This window comes from Streptomyces sp. NPDC056600, from assembly GCF_042792855.1.
GTDB lineage: Bacteria > Actinomycetota > Actinomycetes > Streptomycetales > Streptomycetaceae > Streptomyces.
This window is the reverse complement of record NZ_JBHTVQ010000013.1, coordinates 77,858-92,642: the sequence shown is the minus strand read 5'-3', so window position 1 is coordinate 92,642 and position 14,785 is coordinate 77,858. Positions and strand designations below refer to the sequence as shown.

The window sequence follows — 14,785 nt, the reverse complement described above, 5'->3', positions numbered from 1 at the left end:
CGGCGGGTCAGCCGCCGATGCGTTCGAAGGCGCCGCGGAAGAACAGCAGGGGCTCGCCGTCGTGCGGGGCGTCCAGGGCGCCGACGCGGGCCACCACGATGGTGTGGTCGCCCGCCGGGTGCTCCGCCTCCACCGTGCACTCCAGCCAGGCCAGCGCGCCGTCGAGGAGGGGCGCGCCGCCCGGCGACGCCTGCCACGGCAGCCCGGTGAACTTGTCACCGCCGGGCGTCGCGAGCCGCGTCGCCGCCTCCCGCTGCCCGGCGCCCAGAATGCTGACGGCCAGCAGCCCCGCGGCCCTGATGTGCGGCCAGCTGGTGCTGGTGTGCGCGACGCAGAAGGACACCAGCGGCGGCTCCAGCGACACCGAGCAGAAGGAGTTGGCCGCCAGCGCCGCACGGCGGCCGGTGCCCGGGTTCCGGCCCGCCACCGCCACGACGCCGGTGGCGAACCGCCCGAGCACGTTGCGCAGACACCGCGGGCCTCCCTCCAGCTCGAGCATCCCGCTCATCCCCGTCCCCCGCCGTACCGCAGCCGGGCGAACTCGCGGGTGAGCGCCAGACGCTGCTCGGCGTGACCGCCGCGCATCCGCAGTACCGACAGCAGCGTCCACAGCCGGGTCTGCGCGAAGAAGCGCGGCGAGCCGTGCACGTCGTCGTGGTCCAGCAGCCGCACCCGCGGCACCCGCGAGCGCAGCAGCTCCGCGTCCCCGGGCGGGACGATCTCGTCCCGCAGGCTGGTGACGTGGGCGACGGGGACGCGCAGCTCGCCCAGCTCCCGCGGGGACAGCGCCCAGTCCTTGATCACGCCGTACACCTCGTCCGGCCGGGTGCCCGTCAGGTGGGCCAGCGTGTCCGTCGTCACCCGGGGCACGGTGCGCTGCCAGTCGGCGTCGGTGAAGAAGGCGTGCACCGGCATCCCGGCGCCCACCACACCCCGGATCCGTGTGTCGTGCAGGGCGGCCCGCAACGCCAGGTGGCCGCTGAAGCTGAGCGCGAGCGCGTAGGTGCGCGAGACCTCGGCGCGCCCGCCGACCGCGTCGAGCAACGCTCGATACATGCGCCAGCTGTCCGCCCGGTAGGGCAGGGTGTTCTCCCCCACCCCCGGCATCTCGGTCACCACCCCGGCGAAGCCGAGGGCGCCGAGCTGGAGCAGCACCGGCGCCCACTGTTCCTTGACGGACACGATGCCGCCGGTCATGACCAGCAGCGGCTTGGGATCGGCCGCGTCCAGTCCGGCGGTCCAACAGCGGACGCGGCCCTCGGGGAGTTCGACGTCGAGCCGTTCGATCGCCGGGAACCCGCTTCGCCAGGCGTCGAAGGCGGCCACGCACCGGTCGAGCGCCGCGCGCCGGGCCGGTCCGTCCACGAAGGGGAAGCGCGCCATGTTGTGGTGCACGCTCGCCTCGAGGAGCTTGCCCTCCGCCTCCAGCCGCGCCGCCTGCGCGGACCACTCCCCCGTCCACGACCCGGGCGTGCCGGCGCCGTCGTCGCGGATCCGGGCCAGCAGGGGGTCGTAGTGGGTGGCGGGCAGTCCCTGCGAACGGGTGTGCGCCACCACGAAGTTCTTCAGTTCGGCGATGTCGTTCATACGCCCTCCAGCGCCTCCTTCACCTCGGTCAGCACGTCCGCCGCCTCGGCCCCGTCGATGACCCGGTGGTCGAAGGACAGGCTCAGCCGCATCACGGGGGCCACCGCGACGCCGCCCTCCCGCACCACCGGGCGGTCCAGGACCCGGCCCACCCCGAACGTCGTGGTGGTGCCGCCCACCGAATGGAAGGCGTCCACGGCGCGGTGCCCCAGCGAGGTCACCGCGAAGGTGCCCGTCACGTGGGGGCGCAGCGTCAGCGAGTCGGCGGCCTGCCGGAACTGCTTGCGGGCCTCCGCCCAGGGCAGCCGGTGCAGCCGCCGGATCCCCTCGAACTCGGGCAGCCGCTCGGGGTCGCCCCGCCGCACCCGGTCCAGGTGGTCCTGGATCTCGCCGAGACCGCACTCGTGCACGCGGGGCACCACGGCGCCGAGCACCACCCGCCGGCCCTCCAGGGTGCTGTCCAGGGCCACCTTGCCGTTGACGAAGGGGTAGCGGGCGACGCGCGGCCTGCGGGGCCCGCCGCGGACGGCGGCGTTCGCATCCGGATGCCGGGCCAGGACCCGGCCGGCGGCGTGCAGCACGTAGGACACGGTGCTGTACCTGCGGCCCTCGTCCCGTGCGGCCGCCGCGCGGTGGGCGAGGACACCGGTCATGTCCACCTCGGTGTCGAGGAAGACGGGCGAGAAGTCGCGGATCACCTCCAGGAAGAACAGCGTGTGGCGCCGCTGCCGGGGCGGCGCCTCCTCCCGGATCTCGGGGGCCGGTCCGGTCACGGCGCCACCGCCAGCCGGTACACGGCCTCCAGGCTGGGCGCCTCCAGGACGTCGGCCAGCGACAGCGGCCGCCCGGTCTCCCGCTCCAGGAGGGTGCACAAGGTCAGCAGGTGCACGGAGTCCCAGGCCGCCACGGCGTCCAGGGGCCGGCCGAGGTCCTCGGCCGTCACGGGCAGGGCGAGTTCGTCGCGCAGCAGGTCGACGTAGTCCTCGACGGTCTTCACGGAGTGTCCCCTTCGCCGGGTGCGCGGCCGAACCGCGCGGTGAGACGGATGTGTGCCGCGGGCTCGGGCAGCTCGGCCAGGTCGTGGCGGAAGACGGTCTCCTCCTCCGTGACCGTGGTGGCCGTGAACCCGCCACGCGGGAGGAAGTCGGCGACCTTGCCGTTCTTCGGGGTGCGGCGGTAGGCGGCGCGTACCTCCCGCAGCCCGCTGTCGCGGGCGTGCCGCAGCGCCGCGTGCAGCACCGTCTGTTCGATGCCGCGGGAGAAGACCCGGCAGCTGAGCAGGAAGTTGTCGACGGTCAGCGCCTCGCCGTCCTGCCGCAGCAGCACGGCGCCGACCAGGCCGTGGTCGCCGAAGCGGTCGGCCGCGCGCACGCCGAGCACCAGGGCCGCCGGGTCGGCGGCCAGGGCGCGCACGTCGGCGGGCTGGAGCCGCCGGGTGGTGAGGTTGAACTGGTTGGTGCGCAGGGTGATCTGGGAGATCCTGGCGTACTCCTCGGGTGCGGCCGGAGCCAGGGCCACCGTGGTGTCCAGCTCTCGCAGGTAGCCGTCCAGGGAGTCGAAGGTGTGCAGGAAGTCCTGCCGGTCGCGCTCCTCGCGGTAGCGGGCGGGCCGCACCAGGTCCTCGTCGGTCAGCTCCCGGGCGGTGAACCAGCCGTCCTCCAGCAGCCTTTCCGGGTGCAGGGCCGGCTCTTCGCCGACCGCCACCACCGCGACGCCCGGCAGCTCCCGCCGTACCAGGCCCCGTTCGAAGGAACTGTCGTCGACGAAGACGAAACTGTCGACGCCCAGGTTCAGTTCGGCGGCCAGTTCGGCGAGGTTCTCGTGCTTGGGACGCCAGTTGGCCCTGATCCGCACGAAGTCCTCCTCGCGCAGGGCGAGTCCGGGGTGTTCGCGCAGCGTCTTCTCCACCGGCTCGAGGTCGTTCTTGCTGACCGCGGTGACCAGGACGCCCTGCGCGGCCAGCTGCCGCACCACCAGCTGGAAGCGCCGGAAGGCCTCTCCCCGGTAGCCGCCGTCGGTCTCGATGCCGTCGGGGCCGACCTCGCCGAGGACGCCTCCCCAGACCGTGTTGTCCAGGTCGAGGGCGAGCACCTTCTTCGCGCCGCCCGTGGACAGGCGTGCCAGGTGGCCCACCTCGCGGGCGTAGCGGGCGAGCACCCCGTCGGAGAGGTGGGCGCGCGCGTAGACGCTCTGCCGCACGTCCCTGACGGCCACTCCCTGGGCGAGCAGGGGCTGCAGGTCGAGGACCACCACGTGCGGATGACGGTCGGACAGCTCCAGCAGCCGCGCCTCGGCCCGCCGCCACAGCGCGCCCAGGCGTGCCCGTGCCCGCAGGTCGAGCAGCTGGGCGGGCGTCTCCTGGGGCAGCGGCAGGGTGTTGAGCACCAGGGTGGCGCCGGGTGCCGCCGTGGCGCACACCTCGGCGGCGCGCTCCAGCAGGCCCAGCTTCTCCTCCAGCACGCGTGCGACGTCGTCGGCGCCCCACGGCGTCGGCAGGTCGTCGGTGACCACGGCCGCGTCCAGGAGGCACAGCACCAGGCCGGGTCGCGCGGCGTACAGCTCGCTCGCCGGATCGACCAGGTCGAAGACCCAGCTGTCGAACGGGGAGAGCCGGATCCGGGCCGGCAGCCCGTGCCGGGCCAGCTCCGCGGTGAGGGCGGGCACCGCGCCGGTCAGCGTGCCGTGTCCGGTCAGTGCCAGGAGCGGGGCCGGGGTGGCGGGGTGCGCGGCCAGGACGTCGTCGGGGTCGAGCCGGGCGAGCAGCCGGCCGGCCCTGGCGAGGGAGTCCCCGGTGAGCTCCGCCAGCAGTCCGCGCACCCGCGGGTAGTGGGCGGCCAGGCCGCCGTCCCGGTGGAGTCGGGTGAGTTCGGCCAGGTCGTCGTCCATGTCGTCAGCGTCCTTCCAGGGCGAAGCCGGCCTTGATCCACTTGCTGGACTCGACGGACACGCCGACCGCGCGCCGGCCGGGGCCGAGCGCGCCGGCCAGGGCGCGTTCCAGCTGGAGGAACACGATGGCGTTGCCGCAGTTGCCGACCTGGTCGACGCAGGTGACCGGCTGGGCGGCGGGCAGGGCGAGCCGTTCGGTGATCAGGCCCGTCATGCGGCCGGACAGCTGGGGCGGCAGCAGGACGTCGACGTCCTCCGGGGCCCAGCCGGCCGCGTCGAGCAGTTCCTCCAGCACCTCCTCGGTCATCTCCGGCACGTGCTTCTCGATGGCCTTGTAGTCCTCGGTGGCGGCCGGCCGCTCCGCGTCGCGGTCGGCGGGGCCGAACCACTCCAGGACGGCTCCCGGCTCGCGGCCCAGGCCCACAAGGCGGGTGAAGACGTGCCGCAGCAGGGCGGCGCCCGGCGCGGGCCGGGTGGAGAGGACGGCGGCCCCGGCCGCGTCGCCGAACAGGACGTAGTTGACGAGCTCGGCCGGGGCCGCCGTGCGCAGGTCGCGTTCGACGTCGAAGAACCGCGCGATCACGTCACCGCCGAGCACCAGCACCGTCTCGGCGGACCCGCTGATCAGCAGCTGGCGGGCGAGGTCCAGTGCCTGGACGGCGCCGGAGCAGCCGGACTGCAGCTGGAAGGTGCGCACCCCGTCGATGCCGAGCCGGTCGGCGGCGATGTTGACGGTGGCCGGCATGAGCCGGTCCGGTGTCGCGGTGGCGAGCACCACCGCGTCCACCTCCTGGGGCCCGGTCCCCGCGGCGGCCAGCGCGGAGCGGCCGGCTTCGGCGGCGAGTTCCGCCAGGGTGCCGGTGACCTCGCCGGACTCCAGGTCGAGGGCGAGGTGGCGGGAGGCGGTGCCGATGAACACGTCGACCCACTGCTCCCACAGTGCGTCCATGCCCAGGCGGCGGGCCAGGGCGGCGTTGTCCACGGGCGGGCCCGGCAGCGCCGAGGCCGCCGAACGGATGTACACGTCCCGGCCGGTCATCGTGGGACCTCTCTGTGCGTGGTCGGCGCGGTCGCCGCTCGGTCGCGAAGGCCGCAAGTCGGCAAGTCGGCAAGTCGCTGGGGCGTTCAGTCGCTGGGTCGTTCAGTCGGACAGCAGGATCCGGGCCTCGGCGGAGGCGCGGACGCCGGTCATGCGCCAGGTCCGGAAGCCGGTCAGTCCCGCGTAGCGGCCCGAGGTCCCGGTCGCGGGGTAGTACACCCACTCGCTGGTGCGGACGTCGTTGAAGTCGGCCCAGCCCTCGGCGTGGATGGTGCCGTCCTCGAGGGTGATGTCCTCGGTGTAGTACGTCATCAGGCCGCCGTCGTCGGGGCGTACGTAGGCGATGCGGAACGAGCCGTGGGCGGTGCCGATCTGCCGGCCCGTCTCGTCGTACAGCTCGTCGTCGAAGGTTCCGGTCTGCCCGGTCCGCGGGTCGGCGACGTCCACGTCGTCGACCACCTTCACGACGATCTCCTTCGGCACGCGCAGCACGATCTGGTCAGCCATGTCGGTCCTTTCAGGGGTGAGGGAGCCTCGTGGTGGCGGGGCTCAGGGGTGGTGGACGGTCAGGGACGGCGCGGGGGCGGCGATCAGCGGCGGCGTGTCGGGGGTCGCCCCGGCGCCGGTGAACACGGCAGCGGTGTCCTCGCCGGGGCCCGGCGGTGCGGGCAGGAACACCTGCGCGGCCGGTTCGTGGGGCCGGGCGAGCACGGACCAGAAGTCGTGCCGGGTCCAGGTCCCACTGTTCAGCGGGTCGTTGTCGGCGTAGGTGTAGGGGGCGTACTGGCGGCCGGTCGGGTCGGGCTGGGTGAACCGGCCCCAGTGACCGTTGTAGAGGTGGTGGTCGAGCACGTGGGCGCTGCGCAGCAGCTGGTAGGCCCCCCGGTACCGGAAGGGGTTGACGGCCGCGGCCGGGCCGGAGGCGGTGACGGCGCCGTGCGGGGTGTAGCGGTACCGGGCGGCGAGCGCGCCCTCCTCGTCCAGCAGGGCCAGCACCGATCCCCGCTGGTCGGTGACGGCCCAGTAGTGCCGCCCGTCGGCCGTCACGACCGCGAGGAGGGCGCCGTCGGGCGTCCTCACGAAGTCGGTGGGCACGCCGTCGTCGGTGACGCGCAGGACGCCCAGCGGGCCGTGCGTCAGCAGGTGGGTGACGGTGTCGCCCTCGACGGTGGTCTCGGTGATCCGGCGGGGCGTCTCCTGGCCCAGCCCGTCGTAGGCGATGTCCACCACCTGGCGTCCGCCGAAGACGCCGGTGAGCGTCTGGTTCGTCGGGCTGTAGGTGAAGGAGCCGGTGGGGTTGGTCTCCTCGGTGAAGTTGCCGGCGCCGTCGTACGCGAACTCCGTCTCCCCGAAGCGGGTGACCTGCCCTGCCGGGTTGAGCGTGAAGCGGATCTCGCCGAGGCGTACCAGGTGGTGGGCGGCGTCGTAGGCGTACTCGGTGCCCCCGGCGCGCGCCAGTCGCTTGAGCCCGTCGTAGGCGTAGCCGGTGAACTCTCCGTCCGAGACCGTGCACCGCAGCACGTCGCTGTCGGCGCCGCTGCCGGAGTCGTAGCCGTACTCCTCGCTCAGTACGGTGCGCCCCGACGCGTCGGTCACCGTGAGGGCGGTCCTGCGCCCCGCCCCGTCGTACCGGATCGTCAGGGATCCGCGCCCGAAGTCCACGCCGGTCAGGCGGCCCGCTGCGTCGTGGCGGAGCCGGGCGGTCCTGCCCGAAGGGGTGACGACGCGCTCCGCGCGCCCCGCCGCGTCCAGGACGTAACGGGTGGTGCCGCCTGCCGTGGTCACCGAGGTGAGGGAGCCTGCCGCGTCGTAGGAGGCGCCGGTCCCCTCGCGCTCGTCACCGGCTGTGCGCACCGCCGAGAGGAGCCGGCTGCCCGCGGGCGTGGCCGCCCAGCGGAAGTCGTAGGCCCAGCCTGGCCCCGCCTTGCGGACCACGCGGCCGAACCCGTCGCGGGCGAGGGTGAGCAGCGGCTGCCCGGAGTCCTCGTCGACGACCTCGGTCAGCCGGCCCGCCGCGTCGTGCCGGTATCCGGTGCGCCCGCCGTTCCCGGCTCTCACACCGGTGATCCGGGACAGCGCGTCGCGGTGGAACTCGGTGCGGCCGAGCGGCGCGGGGGGCGTCACCGCGCGCAGGTCGCCGTGCGCGTCGTGCTCGAAGGCGGTGACGGCGCCGTTCCCGTCGGTCCTGGTGGCGATCCCGCCGTGTCCGGGGTGGTAGGTGCGGCTCTCCAGAGGGGCGTCCCGGTCGGGTGTCCGGGCCTGGACGAGCCGGCCCGCGGCGTCGTACCGCAGCAGCAGCTCGTTTCCCGCCGGGTCGCGCAGCAGGGTGGGCAGGGCGGGGTGGGCCGGGTCGCCGTAGCCGATGTGGGAGCGGCCGGAGGTCGGCAGGACGAGTCCGGTCGGGCGGCCCTGCTCGTCGTAGGTGCGGGTGAGGACGGCTCCGAGCGCGTCGACGCGGCTCACGGGGCGTCCGCCGTCGTCCCAGTGCTGGCGCGTCCCGTCACCGAGCGGACCGGTCAGTCCCACCGGCCTGCGGAGCGCGTCGAAGGTGTGCACGCTGTGCCCGGGGCCCGGGCCGCTGACCGTGGTGCGGCCGTCGGCGTAGGCGAGTTCGATGCGCGCCGAGCGGTCCGGGCCGCTCCAGTCGATCTCGACGACCGCGTAGCCGCCGTCGTAGGAGAAACGGAGCGTCTCCCCCTCGGCCGCGAGGCTCACCAGCCGGTCCTCGGCGTCCCACACGAAGTCGGTGACGGGTCCCGCCTGGTGGCGCACGCGCACCAGGGACCCCGCGGAGTCGTGGTGGTACGAGGCGATGTGCCGCCCGAGCGGGTCGGTCAGGCGGACGATCCGCCCTTGCCCGTCGCGGTGCAGCACGGCGCCCCGGCCCCGTGCGTCGACGAGCCGCACGGCCCGGTCGGCGCGCTCCTGCCGCACTCCCTGCCCGGCGGTGAAGGTCCACCCCGGCCCGAACTCCCCCTCGCCGCGGCGTAGACCGCGGTACTCGCGCACCAGCCGCAGCGGATGCTCCCCTCCGGCCACGACCAGGTCCAGCTGCCGCACCGTCAGCTCTCCCTCGGCGAGGTCGACGCCGATCTCCGTGAGGTCGCCGAGGGGGATCCGCAGCACGGTGGGGAGCCAGGCCGGCGGGGAGGGCCGGGGCGGGCGCAGAGCGGGCACGTCCTGGGTGACGGACACGGGCGGCTCCTCGTTCGGTCGCGGACGCCGGCGTCCTGGGCATGCGGACGCCGTCGGGAGCACCAGGTTCGGGCGGGCGTCTAAAGCACGCCTAAGGCTCCTGCGGCCCTCGCCGTACGCGGCCCGTCACCGTCATGAAGCTTGTGTTACACATCCGGCGACCCGTCCGCGGCTCTTCTAGGCTGAGGCCCGGCCGCCGTCCGCGGGCGGCCGCAGGAACGGCACGGAGGAGCTACGCACCACGGGGAAGGAACGTGAAGGATGAGCGTCGCCGCTGTGGAAACCGTCGAACCGGGCACCGTCCGTACCGAGGAACTGGACCGGCTGCTGCGCGCCGTGGACACGGCCGCCGCGGGAGGAGGCCGCGCCGTCGAGCTGGCGGGCGACCCGGGAACGGGCAAGACCCGGCTGCTCTCCGCCCTCGCCCACCGAGCCCGTCGCAAGGGGCTGACGGTCCTGCGGGGTCACTGCACCGAGGCGGGGAGGGCGATCCGCTTCCATCCCCTCACGCAGGCGTTGACGGCCTGGCCCGCGCTCGACGGCCCCGGCGCGCCCGCCCCGCCGGCCGCCGCCCTGGTCCGGGCCCTGGCGGAGGACCCCTCCGCGGGCGGCACGGCCGACTTCACGCAGCGCTGCCTGCACTACACCGAGCTGCGCCATCGGATCGGCGCGTGCCTGTCCGGCGCGCCGGGAGGCCTGCTGCTGATGCTGGACGACTGCCACTGGGCCGATCCCGCCTCGGTGGCCCTGCTCGACATGCTGGTCCGGTGGCCCGTCGAGGGAGGACTCGCCCTCGTGGTCGCGCACCGGCCCCGCCAGTCGCCGGTGGACCTCTCCGCCGCCCTGCGGCACGGCGTCGAGCAGGGCACGGCGGACCTCGTGGAGCTGCCCGCGTTGTCCCTGGAGCAGACCGGGCGCCTGCTGGGCGCACCGGTGACCGCCCCCGCAACGGTCCGGCTGCACCAGGAGAGCCGGGGCACCCCGCTGTACCTGACGATGCTCGCGTCCGCGGAGCGCGCGGACGACGCCCCGGACCTGTTCGCCCGGGGCGGCTCCGCCGCCCGGCTGCTCGCCGAGACGACGCACCTCGAGGAGCCGGTGCGCACCGCGGCCGACGCGGCGGCCGTACTGGGCGACGCCTTCGACGTCGACTCCGTCGCCGCGGTCGCCGGGCTGGACCGGGACCTGGCCTGCGCGGCGCTGGGGGAACTGCGCCGCCGCGACCTGGTGCGTCCCGCGGTCCCCGGCCGGCTGACGTTCCGCCATCCGCTGCTGCGCACCTGCCTGTACGCGGCGACGGACGCCTGCTGGCGGGCCGGCGCCCATCGCCGGGCACGGCGGTGGTGCACCGAGGCCGGCGCGTCGGCCGTCGACCTCGCCCCGCACGTGGCCCGTTCCGGGAGCGCCCCGGAGCCGTCGGACCTGCGGGTGCTGGCCTCCGCGGCCCGGGCCGAGCTGCACCGGGGGCGTCCCGCGGACGCCGCGCGCTGGCTGACCGCGGCGATCCGGATGCAGCGCACCGCCCCGCAGCAGACGGGCGAGGTGCTTGCCGGGGCCGAGCTGTGGCGTCCTGTCGTCCAGGCGCTCACCGCGTCCGGTGACGCGGACGGGGTACGGGTCCTGGTCCGCGAACTGCTGGCGGCGCCCGCCCTCACCGGCCGGGCGGGCACCCCGGACCGGGTGGCCTCGGCGGTGCTGCTGTCGGCCGTCCTGGCCTCGCTCGGTCTGGACGAGGAGGCGCTGTCCCTGATCGGCGCGGAGCTGGACTCGACGCCGGCCCCGGCCTCCGGCGACCTGGCGCTCCTGCACGTACAGCAGCGCGTGGTGAAGGTTCTGGCGGGTCAGGTTCCGGTGCGGGCCGACGCGGAGGCGCTGGTGCGGCAGACCGCGGAGGCCGACGCGATGACCGCGGCGGGCGCGCTGGTGCTGCGCGGCATGTGCGCGGTCCTCACCGGCGACGCCCGCACCGCGGAGATGGCGCTCTACTCGGCCGCCCAGACGCTCGACGACCTCGACGACGGGCAGCCCGCGGACGAGCAGGAGTCGGTGTACCTGCTGATGCTGAGCTGGGCCGAGGCGCTGATGGGCTGGTACGGGCCGGCGTGCGGGCACGGCGAGCGCGCGCTGTCGGCCGTGCGGGAGCGCGGCGACGCGCATCTGCTCCCGCCGCTGCTCGACACGCTGGCCTACGTCCACCACCAGGCGGGCCACCTGGCGGACGCGCTGAGCACCGCCCAGGAGGGCCGGGCGGTGGCCGAGGCCGCCGGCCGCACCGACCACGTCGGTCTCTCCGACGCGATCGCGGCGGCGGCGTGGGCCCAGCTGGGACAGACGCCGGGCGCGTCGCCCGCGCCGCCGGCCGACGGGGAGCCGTCGTCGGCGCCGCGCACCCCGTTGAGCGCGCTGCTGATCGCCGAGTCCCTGCTCGCGGCGGGCGACGGGGCCGCCGCGCTGGCGTTGCTGCTGCCCCGCCGGGAGGCCTGGCGGGTGTCCGAGCCGGTCGCCGTGCTCGCCGCGCGCGGGTACGAACTGCTGGCCGCCGCCGGGGTGCAGAGCGGTGTCGACGCCGACAGCGTCCAGGAATGGGCCGACCAGGCCGCCGAGGCCGCCTCGGCGGTGGGGCTGCCGGAGCAGCAGGGGCACGCGCTGCTGGCGTGCGGTCACGCGCTCCTGGCGCGCGGACTGCGGGAGGAGGCCGCGGGATGCTACCGCGACGCCCTCGAACTGTTCGTCGTCAACAGCCCGTCGGGGGCTCGGGCCAAGGAGCTGGCACGCGCCGCGCACCGCGCGGCGGGCGGCCGGCCCGAGCAGGCGCTGGCCGAACTCACCCTGCGCGAACGGGAGGTGGCGGCACTCGCGGGCGAGGGCCGCAAGTCCCGTGAGATCGCCGAGGAGCTCCGCGTGAGCCCGCGCACCGTCGACGCCCACCTCACCCGCATCTACAGCAAGCTGGGCGTCAGCTCACGGGCGGAACTGGCCCGGCTGCTGGCCCTGGCCGGCTGAGCGGCCGGCCGGCGCCCCACCGGCGGGCGCCGGCCGGACCGGCCGCTGCGGCAGCGCCCCACGCACCAGGTCGGCGACCGCGTCCAGGTGCTCCGTCAGGAAGAAGTGGCCGCCCTCGAACACGCGCAGCCGGAACTCCCCCGTCGTCCGGTCCCGCCAGGCCCGGACCTCCTCGACGGACGCCTCGCCGTCCCGGTCACCGGCCAGGGCCAGCACCGGGCAGCGCAGCACGGGTCCGCGGCTGGGCGTGTACGCCGCCAGCGCCCGGTAGTCCCCGCGCAGCACGGGCAGCATCAGCTCCAGCATGTCCGGGTCGCGCAGCACGTCCGCCCCGGTGCCGCCCAGGCTGCGCACCTTGGCCACCAGCGCCGCGTCGTCCGACAGCCGGTCCTGTGCCGGCGCCGCGCGGGAGGGGGCCCGGCGCCCCGAGACGATCAGGGCGGACGGCTCGCCGTGGCCCCGCGCGGCGAGCCGCACCGCCACCTCGTACGCGAGCGAGGCGCCCATGCTGTGCCCCAGCAGGATCCTGGGGCGGTCGGCGCGGCCCAGGGCCTCGGCGACCTCGTCGGCGAGCGTGTGCAGGTCGGCGGCCGGGACCTCACGGTGGCGGTCGTGCCTCCCCGGGTACTGCACGGCCGACACCTCGGCCTGCGGGGTGAGGACGGACGACAGCCGGTGCCAGTAGGCCGCCGAGCCCCCTGCGTGGGGGAAGCAGACGATCTCGGGGGCGAGGGCATGGGCCGGGTGGAAGCGCCGCAGCCACAGCTCCCGCGGGTCCGCCGCCATCAGCTCGCCAGCGGCAGGTCGAGGACCCGGTCGGAGGTCAGGATCGCCTGGTGCATCCGTCTGAGGGAGCGGCACGGCTCCAGCCCGAGCTCCGCCCGCAGCACCCGCTGCGCCTTGCGGTACACCCGCAGCGCCTCCGCCTGGCGCTCGGCGCGGTACAGCACCAGCATCAACTGCCGGTAGAAGGACTCGCGCAGCGGGTACTGCGCGATCAGCCCGTCGAGCAGGCTGATCACCTCCCGGTGCCGGCCGAGCGCGGTGCGGGCCTCGACGGACAGCTCGAGGCAGTCCAGCCGTTCCGCCTCCGCCCAGGTCGCGAAGGCGGACAGCGCCGGCCCTTCGGCCAGACCGTCCAGGACCGGCCCCCGCAGCAGCAGGAGCGCCAGTTCGAAGGCCTCCAGGGCAGCCTCGTGACGGCCGGCGTCCTGGTGGTGGCGGCCGTCCCGCACGAGCTCCTGGAACTCGGCGACGTCGTAGGCGGCGCCGTCCAGGTGCAGCACGTAGCCGGAGGGCCGGGTGCTGATGGCCCTGCCTTCCGAGTCCCCCGCGGACACGAGGAACTTCCGCAACTGGGACAGGTAGACGTGCACCGCCGCGGAGGCGCGCCGCGGCGGGCAGGAACCCCACAGTTCGGTGGCCAGCTGGTCCTTGGTGGTGACCCGGCCGGCCCCGAGAAGCAGGGTGGCCAGCGTCATCTCCATCTTGGGGGCGCTGAGGGAGAAGGTCTCCCCGCCGTTCGTGACCCGGAGCGGGCCGAGCAACTCGTAGCGCATCGACACCTCGCGCGATAACGGGAACAAGCTTTCGCTTCGAACTGCATCAACTCTGCAGTTCGCACAGGTGTCCACGCATCGGAGGAAGTACGTACGTAGGCCCGGCAACCGGTGAACCCCTGCCGGAGCGGGCCGCCGGCAGGGGTGGACGGGGGTGCCGGCGGCCCGGCTTTGGCCCCGCTTTGGCGCCGGGCCTCAGGGTCGCGGCATGCGTCTGCTGCTCGTCCGCCGGCTGGTCGCCCTGGGGCACGCCGTCATCCGCTTCGGACTCCTCTGGTGCCCCCCGCCGCCTCTCGACCCGCTCGACGGGCCCGAGTCACCGGACCGGACCGTCCCGCCCGGCGCCGGTCCCACCGGCCCTCCGCCCGGCCACCCCGAGCGCCTCTGCGACGAGGCCCTGCCGCCCGCACTGGAGCGGCTCCTCCGGGACGGCCTGGGCTGACCGGTGGTCCGCCCGGCCCACCCGGTCACGCGGCGCGGGCGTCCGCCGCCGTCGGCAGCGCGCCGGACGCCGTCCCGCGAGGCGGGACCGCGGGGCCCGGTTCGTCGGGGTCGAGGCCCAGGATCCGCTGGAGCGTCCCGATGTCGGCGGACGCTGCCAGCGCGTGGGCGGCCCGCACGGCCAGCGCGCCGCGGCTCGCGATCGGTCGAACCTCTGAGGTGCGCATGGGGAGCCCCTTCGTCGCACGACGGAACCGGCCTTCCGGACGGCCACCAGGTTCGCCCCTTCCCCCGCAGCCGCCCTCGAGCCTCCCTCGAAGGCCGCTGCCGCCCGCCCCCTGCTCCCCCGGACGACGCGGCGTTCACGCGTGGCTGAGGATCGCGAGCAGCGCCGTGCACTCCGCGACGACCTGCACGGCGAGCGCTCCACGCCTCAGCTGTGCGACCGGCGCCGCCAGGGCGACGAGACAGGCCGTCGCGGCGAGGCCGAGGCTCCAGGGGAAGAGCTGGTCGGGCAGGGCCGGAGAGCATCCCTCCCCGTACGTCAGGCAGCGCGCGGCGCGCTCGGACGTCAGGGTCAGCGCACCGGCGGCCAGGGCAGCCGGCGCGAAGAGAACGGCGACGAGAACGGAACAGGACCGCGAGCGATCGGGTCGTGCGGCGGGCCCGGCAGAGGGCGTCCGAAGGCGGGTATCGATGTCCATGACCCGATCCAACGCCGGAAGGCGTCCGCGGCGCCCTCGTACGGATACTCAACTGCCGGTGCGCGAGTACTCAGGCGCCGGCCTGCCCCTCGCGTTCGGCCCTCGCCGAAGCCGCGCCGGTCAGCCGCCGGTGGAGGGACGGCCGCTCAGGCGGGCGAGGCCGAACCAGGCGGCGCCCAGGGCGACCAGGGCGAGGGGCAGGGCCCCGGGTTCGTCCTCCGTGACGATCATGAAGGTCGTCAGGGCCAGCCCGATCAGGCTGATCGCCACCGGTACCGCCGTCCTCATCCCGCCGCCCCTCCGTCGATGATCTCAGGTATCGAATATCGACGGGCATCTATCGTTTGTCAATAGGCGCCGGTGACGCGCGC

15 protein-coding genes are annotated in these 14,785 nt (G+C 75.1%); 2 read left to right on the top strand and 13 right to left on the bottom strand.

Annotated features, from left to right (window positions below; genetic code table 11):
- Nucleotides 1–7: 7 nt before the first annotated feature.
- From ACFRAV_RS09770 to ACFRAV_RS09735, 8 genes are all read right to left on the bottom strand, one after another.
- Nucleotides 8–508: a flavin reductase family protein gene (locus ACFRAV_RS09770; RefSeq protein WP_382553219.1), complete on the bottom strand. Its 501-nt coding sequence runs from the start codon at nucleotides 506–508 to the stop codon at nucleotides 8–10.
- Nucleotides 505–1,587, bottom strand: a complete 1,083-nt coding sequence (locus ACFRAV_RS09765) for an alpha/beta hydrolase (protein WP_382553216.1) — start codon at nucleotides 1,585–1,587, stop codon at nucleotides 505–507. Before ACFRAV_RS09765 ends, ACFRAV_RS09770 begins: the two co-directional genes overlap by 4 nt.
- Nucleotides 1,584–2,360, bottom strand: a complete 777-nt coding sequence (locus tag ACFRAV_RS09760) for a 2-oxo acid dehydrogenase subunit E2 (protein WP_382553214.1) — start codon at nucleotides 2,358–2,360, stop codon at nucleotides 1,584–1,586. The genes ACFRAV_RS09765 and ACFRAV_RS09760 overlap by 4 nt, the downstream gene beginning before the upstream one ends.
- The gene (locus ACFRAV_RS09755) at nucleotides 2,357–2,584 is read right to left on the bottom strand and encodes a phosphopantetheine-binding protein (RefSeq protein WP_382553211.1); all 228 of its coding nucleotides are present in this window, start codon (nucleotides 2,582–2,584) and stop codon (nucleotides 2,357–2,359) included. Before ACFRAV_RS09755 ends, ACFRAV_RS09760 begins: the two co-directional genes overlap by 4 nt.
- Nucleotides 2,581–4,473 (bottom strand): HAD-IIIC family phosphatase, encoded by a 1,893-nt coding sequence (locus tag ACFRAV_RS09750; RefSeq protein WP_382553209.1) that lies wholly within the window; start codon nucleotides 4,471–4,473, stop codon nucleotides 2,581–2,583. The genes ACFRAV_RS09755 and ACFRAV_RS09750 overlap by 4 nt, the downstream gene beginning before the upstream one ends.
- Before the next feature lie 4 nt (nucleotides 4,474–4,477).
- Nucleotides 4,478–5,512, bottom strand: a complete 1,035-nt coding sequence (locus tag ACFRAV_RS09745; protein ID WP_382553206.1) for a 3-oxoacyl-ACP synthase III family protein — start codon at nucleotides 5,510–5,512, stop codon at nucleotides 4,478–4,480.
- Between the two features lie 102 nt (nucleotides 5,513–5,614).
- The gene (locus tag ACFRAV_RS09740; RefSeq protein WP_382553205.1) at nucleotides 5,615–6,019 is read right to left on the bottom strand and encodes a hypothetical protein; all 405 of its coding nucleotides are present in this window, start codon (nucleotides 6,017–6,019) and stop codon (nucleotides 5,615–5,617) included.
- Between the two features lie 42 nt (nucleotides 6,020–6,061).
- The gene (locus ACFRAV_RS09735; RefSeq protein WP_382553203.1) at nucleotides 6,062–8,707 is read right to left on the bottom strand and encodes a DUF6531 domain-containing protein; all 2,646 of its coding nucleotides are present in this window, start codon (nucleotides 8,705–8,707) and stop codon (nucleotides 6,062–6,064) included.
- A gap of 261 nt (nucleotides 8,708–8,968) precedes the next feature.
- Between ACFRAV_RS09735 and ACFRAV_RS09730 the strand changes: the two genes are divergently transcribed.
- Nucleotides 8,969–11,710: an ATP-binding protein gene (locus ACFRAV_RS09730; protein WP_382553200.1), complete on the top strand. Its 2,742-nt coding sequence runs from the start codon at nucleotides 8,969–8,971 to the stop codon at nucleotides 11,708–11,710.
- Here the strand turns inward: ACFRAV_RS09730 and ACFRAV_RS09725 are convergent.
- Together ACFRAV_RS09725 and ACFRAV_RS09720 are read right to left on the bottom strand one after the other, a co-directional pair.
- Nucleotides 11,669–12,496: a thioesterase II family protein gene (locus tag ACFRAV_RS09725; RefSeq protein ID WP_382553199.1), complete on the bottom strand. Its 828-nt coding sequence runs from the start codon at nucleotides 12,494–12,496 to the stop codon at nucleotides 11,669–11,671. The two genes, ACFRAV_RS09730 and ACFRAV_RS09725, sit on opposite strands and share 42 nt — an antisense overlap.
- Complete coding sequence (locus ACFRAV_RS09720) at nucleotides 12,496–13,269, bottom strand: BTAD domain-containing putative transcriptional regulator (protein WP_382553196.1); 774 nt, start codon at nucleotides 13,267–13,269, stop codon at nucleotides 12,496–12,498. Before ACFRAV_RS09720 ends, ACFRAV_RS09725 begins: the two co-directional genes overlap by 1 nt.
- Before the next feature lie 208 nt (nucleotides 13,270–13,477).
- Here ACFRAV_RS09720 and ACFRAV_RS09715 point away from each other — a divergent pair, with 208 nt between their 5' ends.
- On the top strand, nucleotides 13,478–13,711 hold the full coding sequence (locus ACFRAV_RS09715) for a DUF6059 family protein (protein ID WP_382553194.1): 234 nt from the start codon (nucleotides 13,478–13,480) through the stop codon (nucleotides 13,709–13,711).
- A gap of 25 nt (nucleotides 13,712–13,736) precedes the next feature.
- Here the strand turns inward: ACFRAV_RS09715 and ACFRAV_RS09710 are convergent, their stop codons facing one another.
- The 3 genes from ACFRAV_RS09710 to ACFRAV_RS09700 all read right to left on the bottom strand — a co-directional run bounded on the left by ACFRAV_RS09710 (nucleotide 13,737) and on the right by ACFRAV_RS09700 (nucleotide 14,702).
- On the bottom strand, nucleotides 13,737–13,937 hold the full coding sequence (locus ACFRAV_RS09710) for a hypothetical protein (protein WP_382553192.1): 201 nt from the start codon (nucleotides 13,935–13,937) through the stop codon (nucleotides 13,737–13,739).
- A gap of 135 nt (nucleotides 13,938–14,072) precedes the next feature.
- The gene (locus ACFRAV_RS09705) at nucleotides 14,073–14,414 is read right to left on the bottom strand and encodes a hypothetical protein (protein WP_382553189.1); all 342 of its coding nucleotides are present in this window, start codon (nucleotides 14,412–14,414) and stop codon (nucleotides 14,073–14,075) included.
- 120 nt (nucleotides 14,415–14,534) lie between these two features.
- Nucleotides 14,535–14,702 carry a hypothetical protein gene (locus ACFRAV_RS09700; protein WP_382553186.1) on the bottom strand — a complete coding sequence of 56 codons (168 nt, stop codon included), beginning with the start codon at nucleotides 14,700–14,702 and terminating at the stop codon, nucleotides 14,535–14,537.
- Between the last annotated feature and the right edge of the window lie 83 nt (nucleotides 14,703–14,785).

What these genes read in the sequence shown, in the direction of transcription:
- ACFRAV_RS09770 (WP_382553219.1), bottom strand. Translation starts at nt 508, where the DNA reads ATGAGCGGGATGCTCGAGCTGGAGGGAGGCCCGCGGTGTCTGCGCAAC.
- ACFRAV_RS09765 (WP_382553216.1), bottom strand. Translation starts at nt 1,587, where the DNA reads ATGAACGACATCGCCGAACTGAAGAACTTCGTGGTGGCGCACACCCGT.
- ACFRAV_RS09750 (WP_382553209.1), bottom strand. Translation starts at nt 4,473, where the DNA reads ATGGACGACGACCTGGCCGAACTCACCCGACTCCACCGGGACGGCGGC.
- ACFRAV_RS09745 (WP_382553206.1), bottom strand. Translation starts at nt 5,512, where the DNA reads ATGACCGGCCGGGACGTGTACATCCGTTCGGCGGCCTCGGCGCTGCCG.
- ACFRAV_RS09740 (WP_382553205.1), bottom strand. Translation starts at nt 6,019, where the DNA reads ATGGCTGACCAGATCGTGCTGCGCGTGCCGAAGGAGATCGTCGTGAAG.
- ACFRAV_RS09730 (WP_382553200.1), top strand. Translation starts at nt 8,969, where the DNA reads ATGAGCGTCGCCGCTGTGGAAACCGTCGAACCGGGCACCGTCCGTACC.
- ACFRAV_RS09725 (WP_382553199.1), bottom strand. Translation starts at nt 12,496, where the DNA reads ATGGCGGCGGACCCGCGGGAGCTGTGGCTGCGGCGCTTCCACCCGGCC.
- ACFRAV_RS09720 (WP_382553196.1), bottom strand. Translation starts at nt 13,269, where the DNA reads ATGCGCTACGAGTTGCTCGGCCCGCTCCGGGTCACGAACGGCGGGGAG.
- ACFRAV_RS09715 (WP_382553194.1), top strand. Translation starts at nt 13,478, where the DNA reads ATGCGTCTGCTGCTCGTCCGCCGGCTGGTCGCCCTGGGGCACGCCGTC.
- ACFRAV_RS09710 (WP_382553192.1), bottom strand. Translation starts at nt 13,937, where the DNA reads ATGCGCACCTCAGAGGTTCGACCGATCGCGAGCCGCGGCGCGCTGGCC.
- ACFRAV_RS09705 (WP_382553189.1), bottom strand. Translation starts at nt 14,414, where the DNA reads ATGGACATCGATACCCGCCTTCGGACGCCCTCTGCCGGGCCCGCCGCA.
- ACFRAV_RS09700 (WP_382553186.1), bottom strand. Translation starts at nt 14,702, where the DNA reads ATGAGGACGGCGGTACCGGTGGCGATCAGCCTGATCGGGCTGGCCCTG.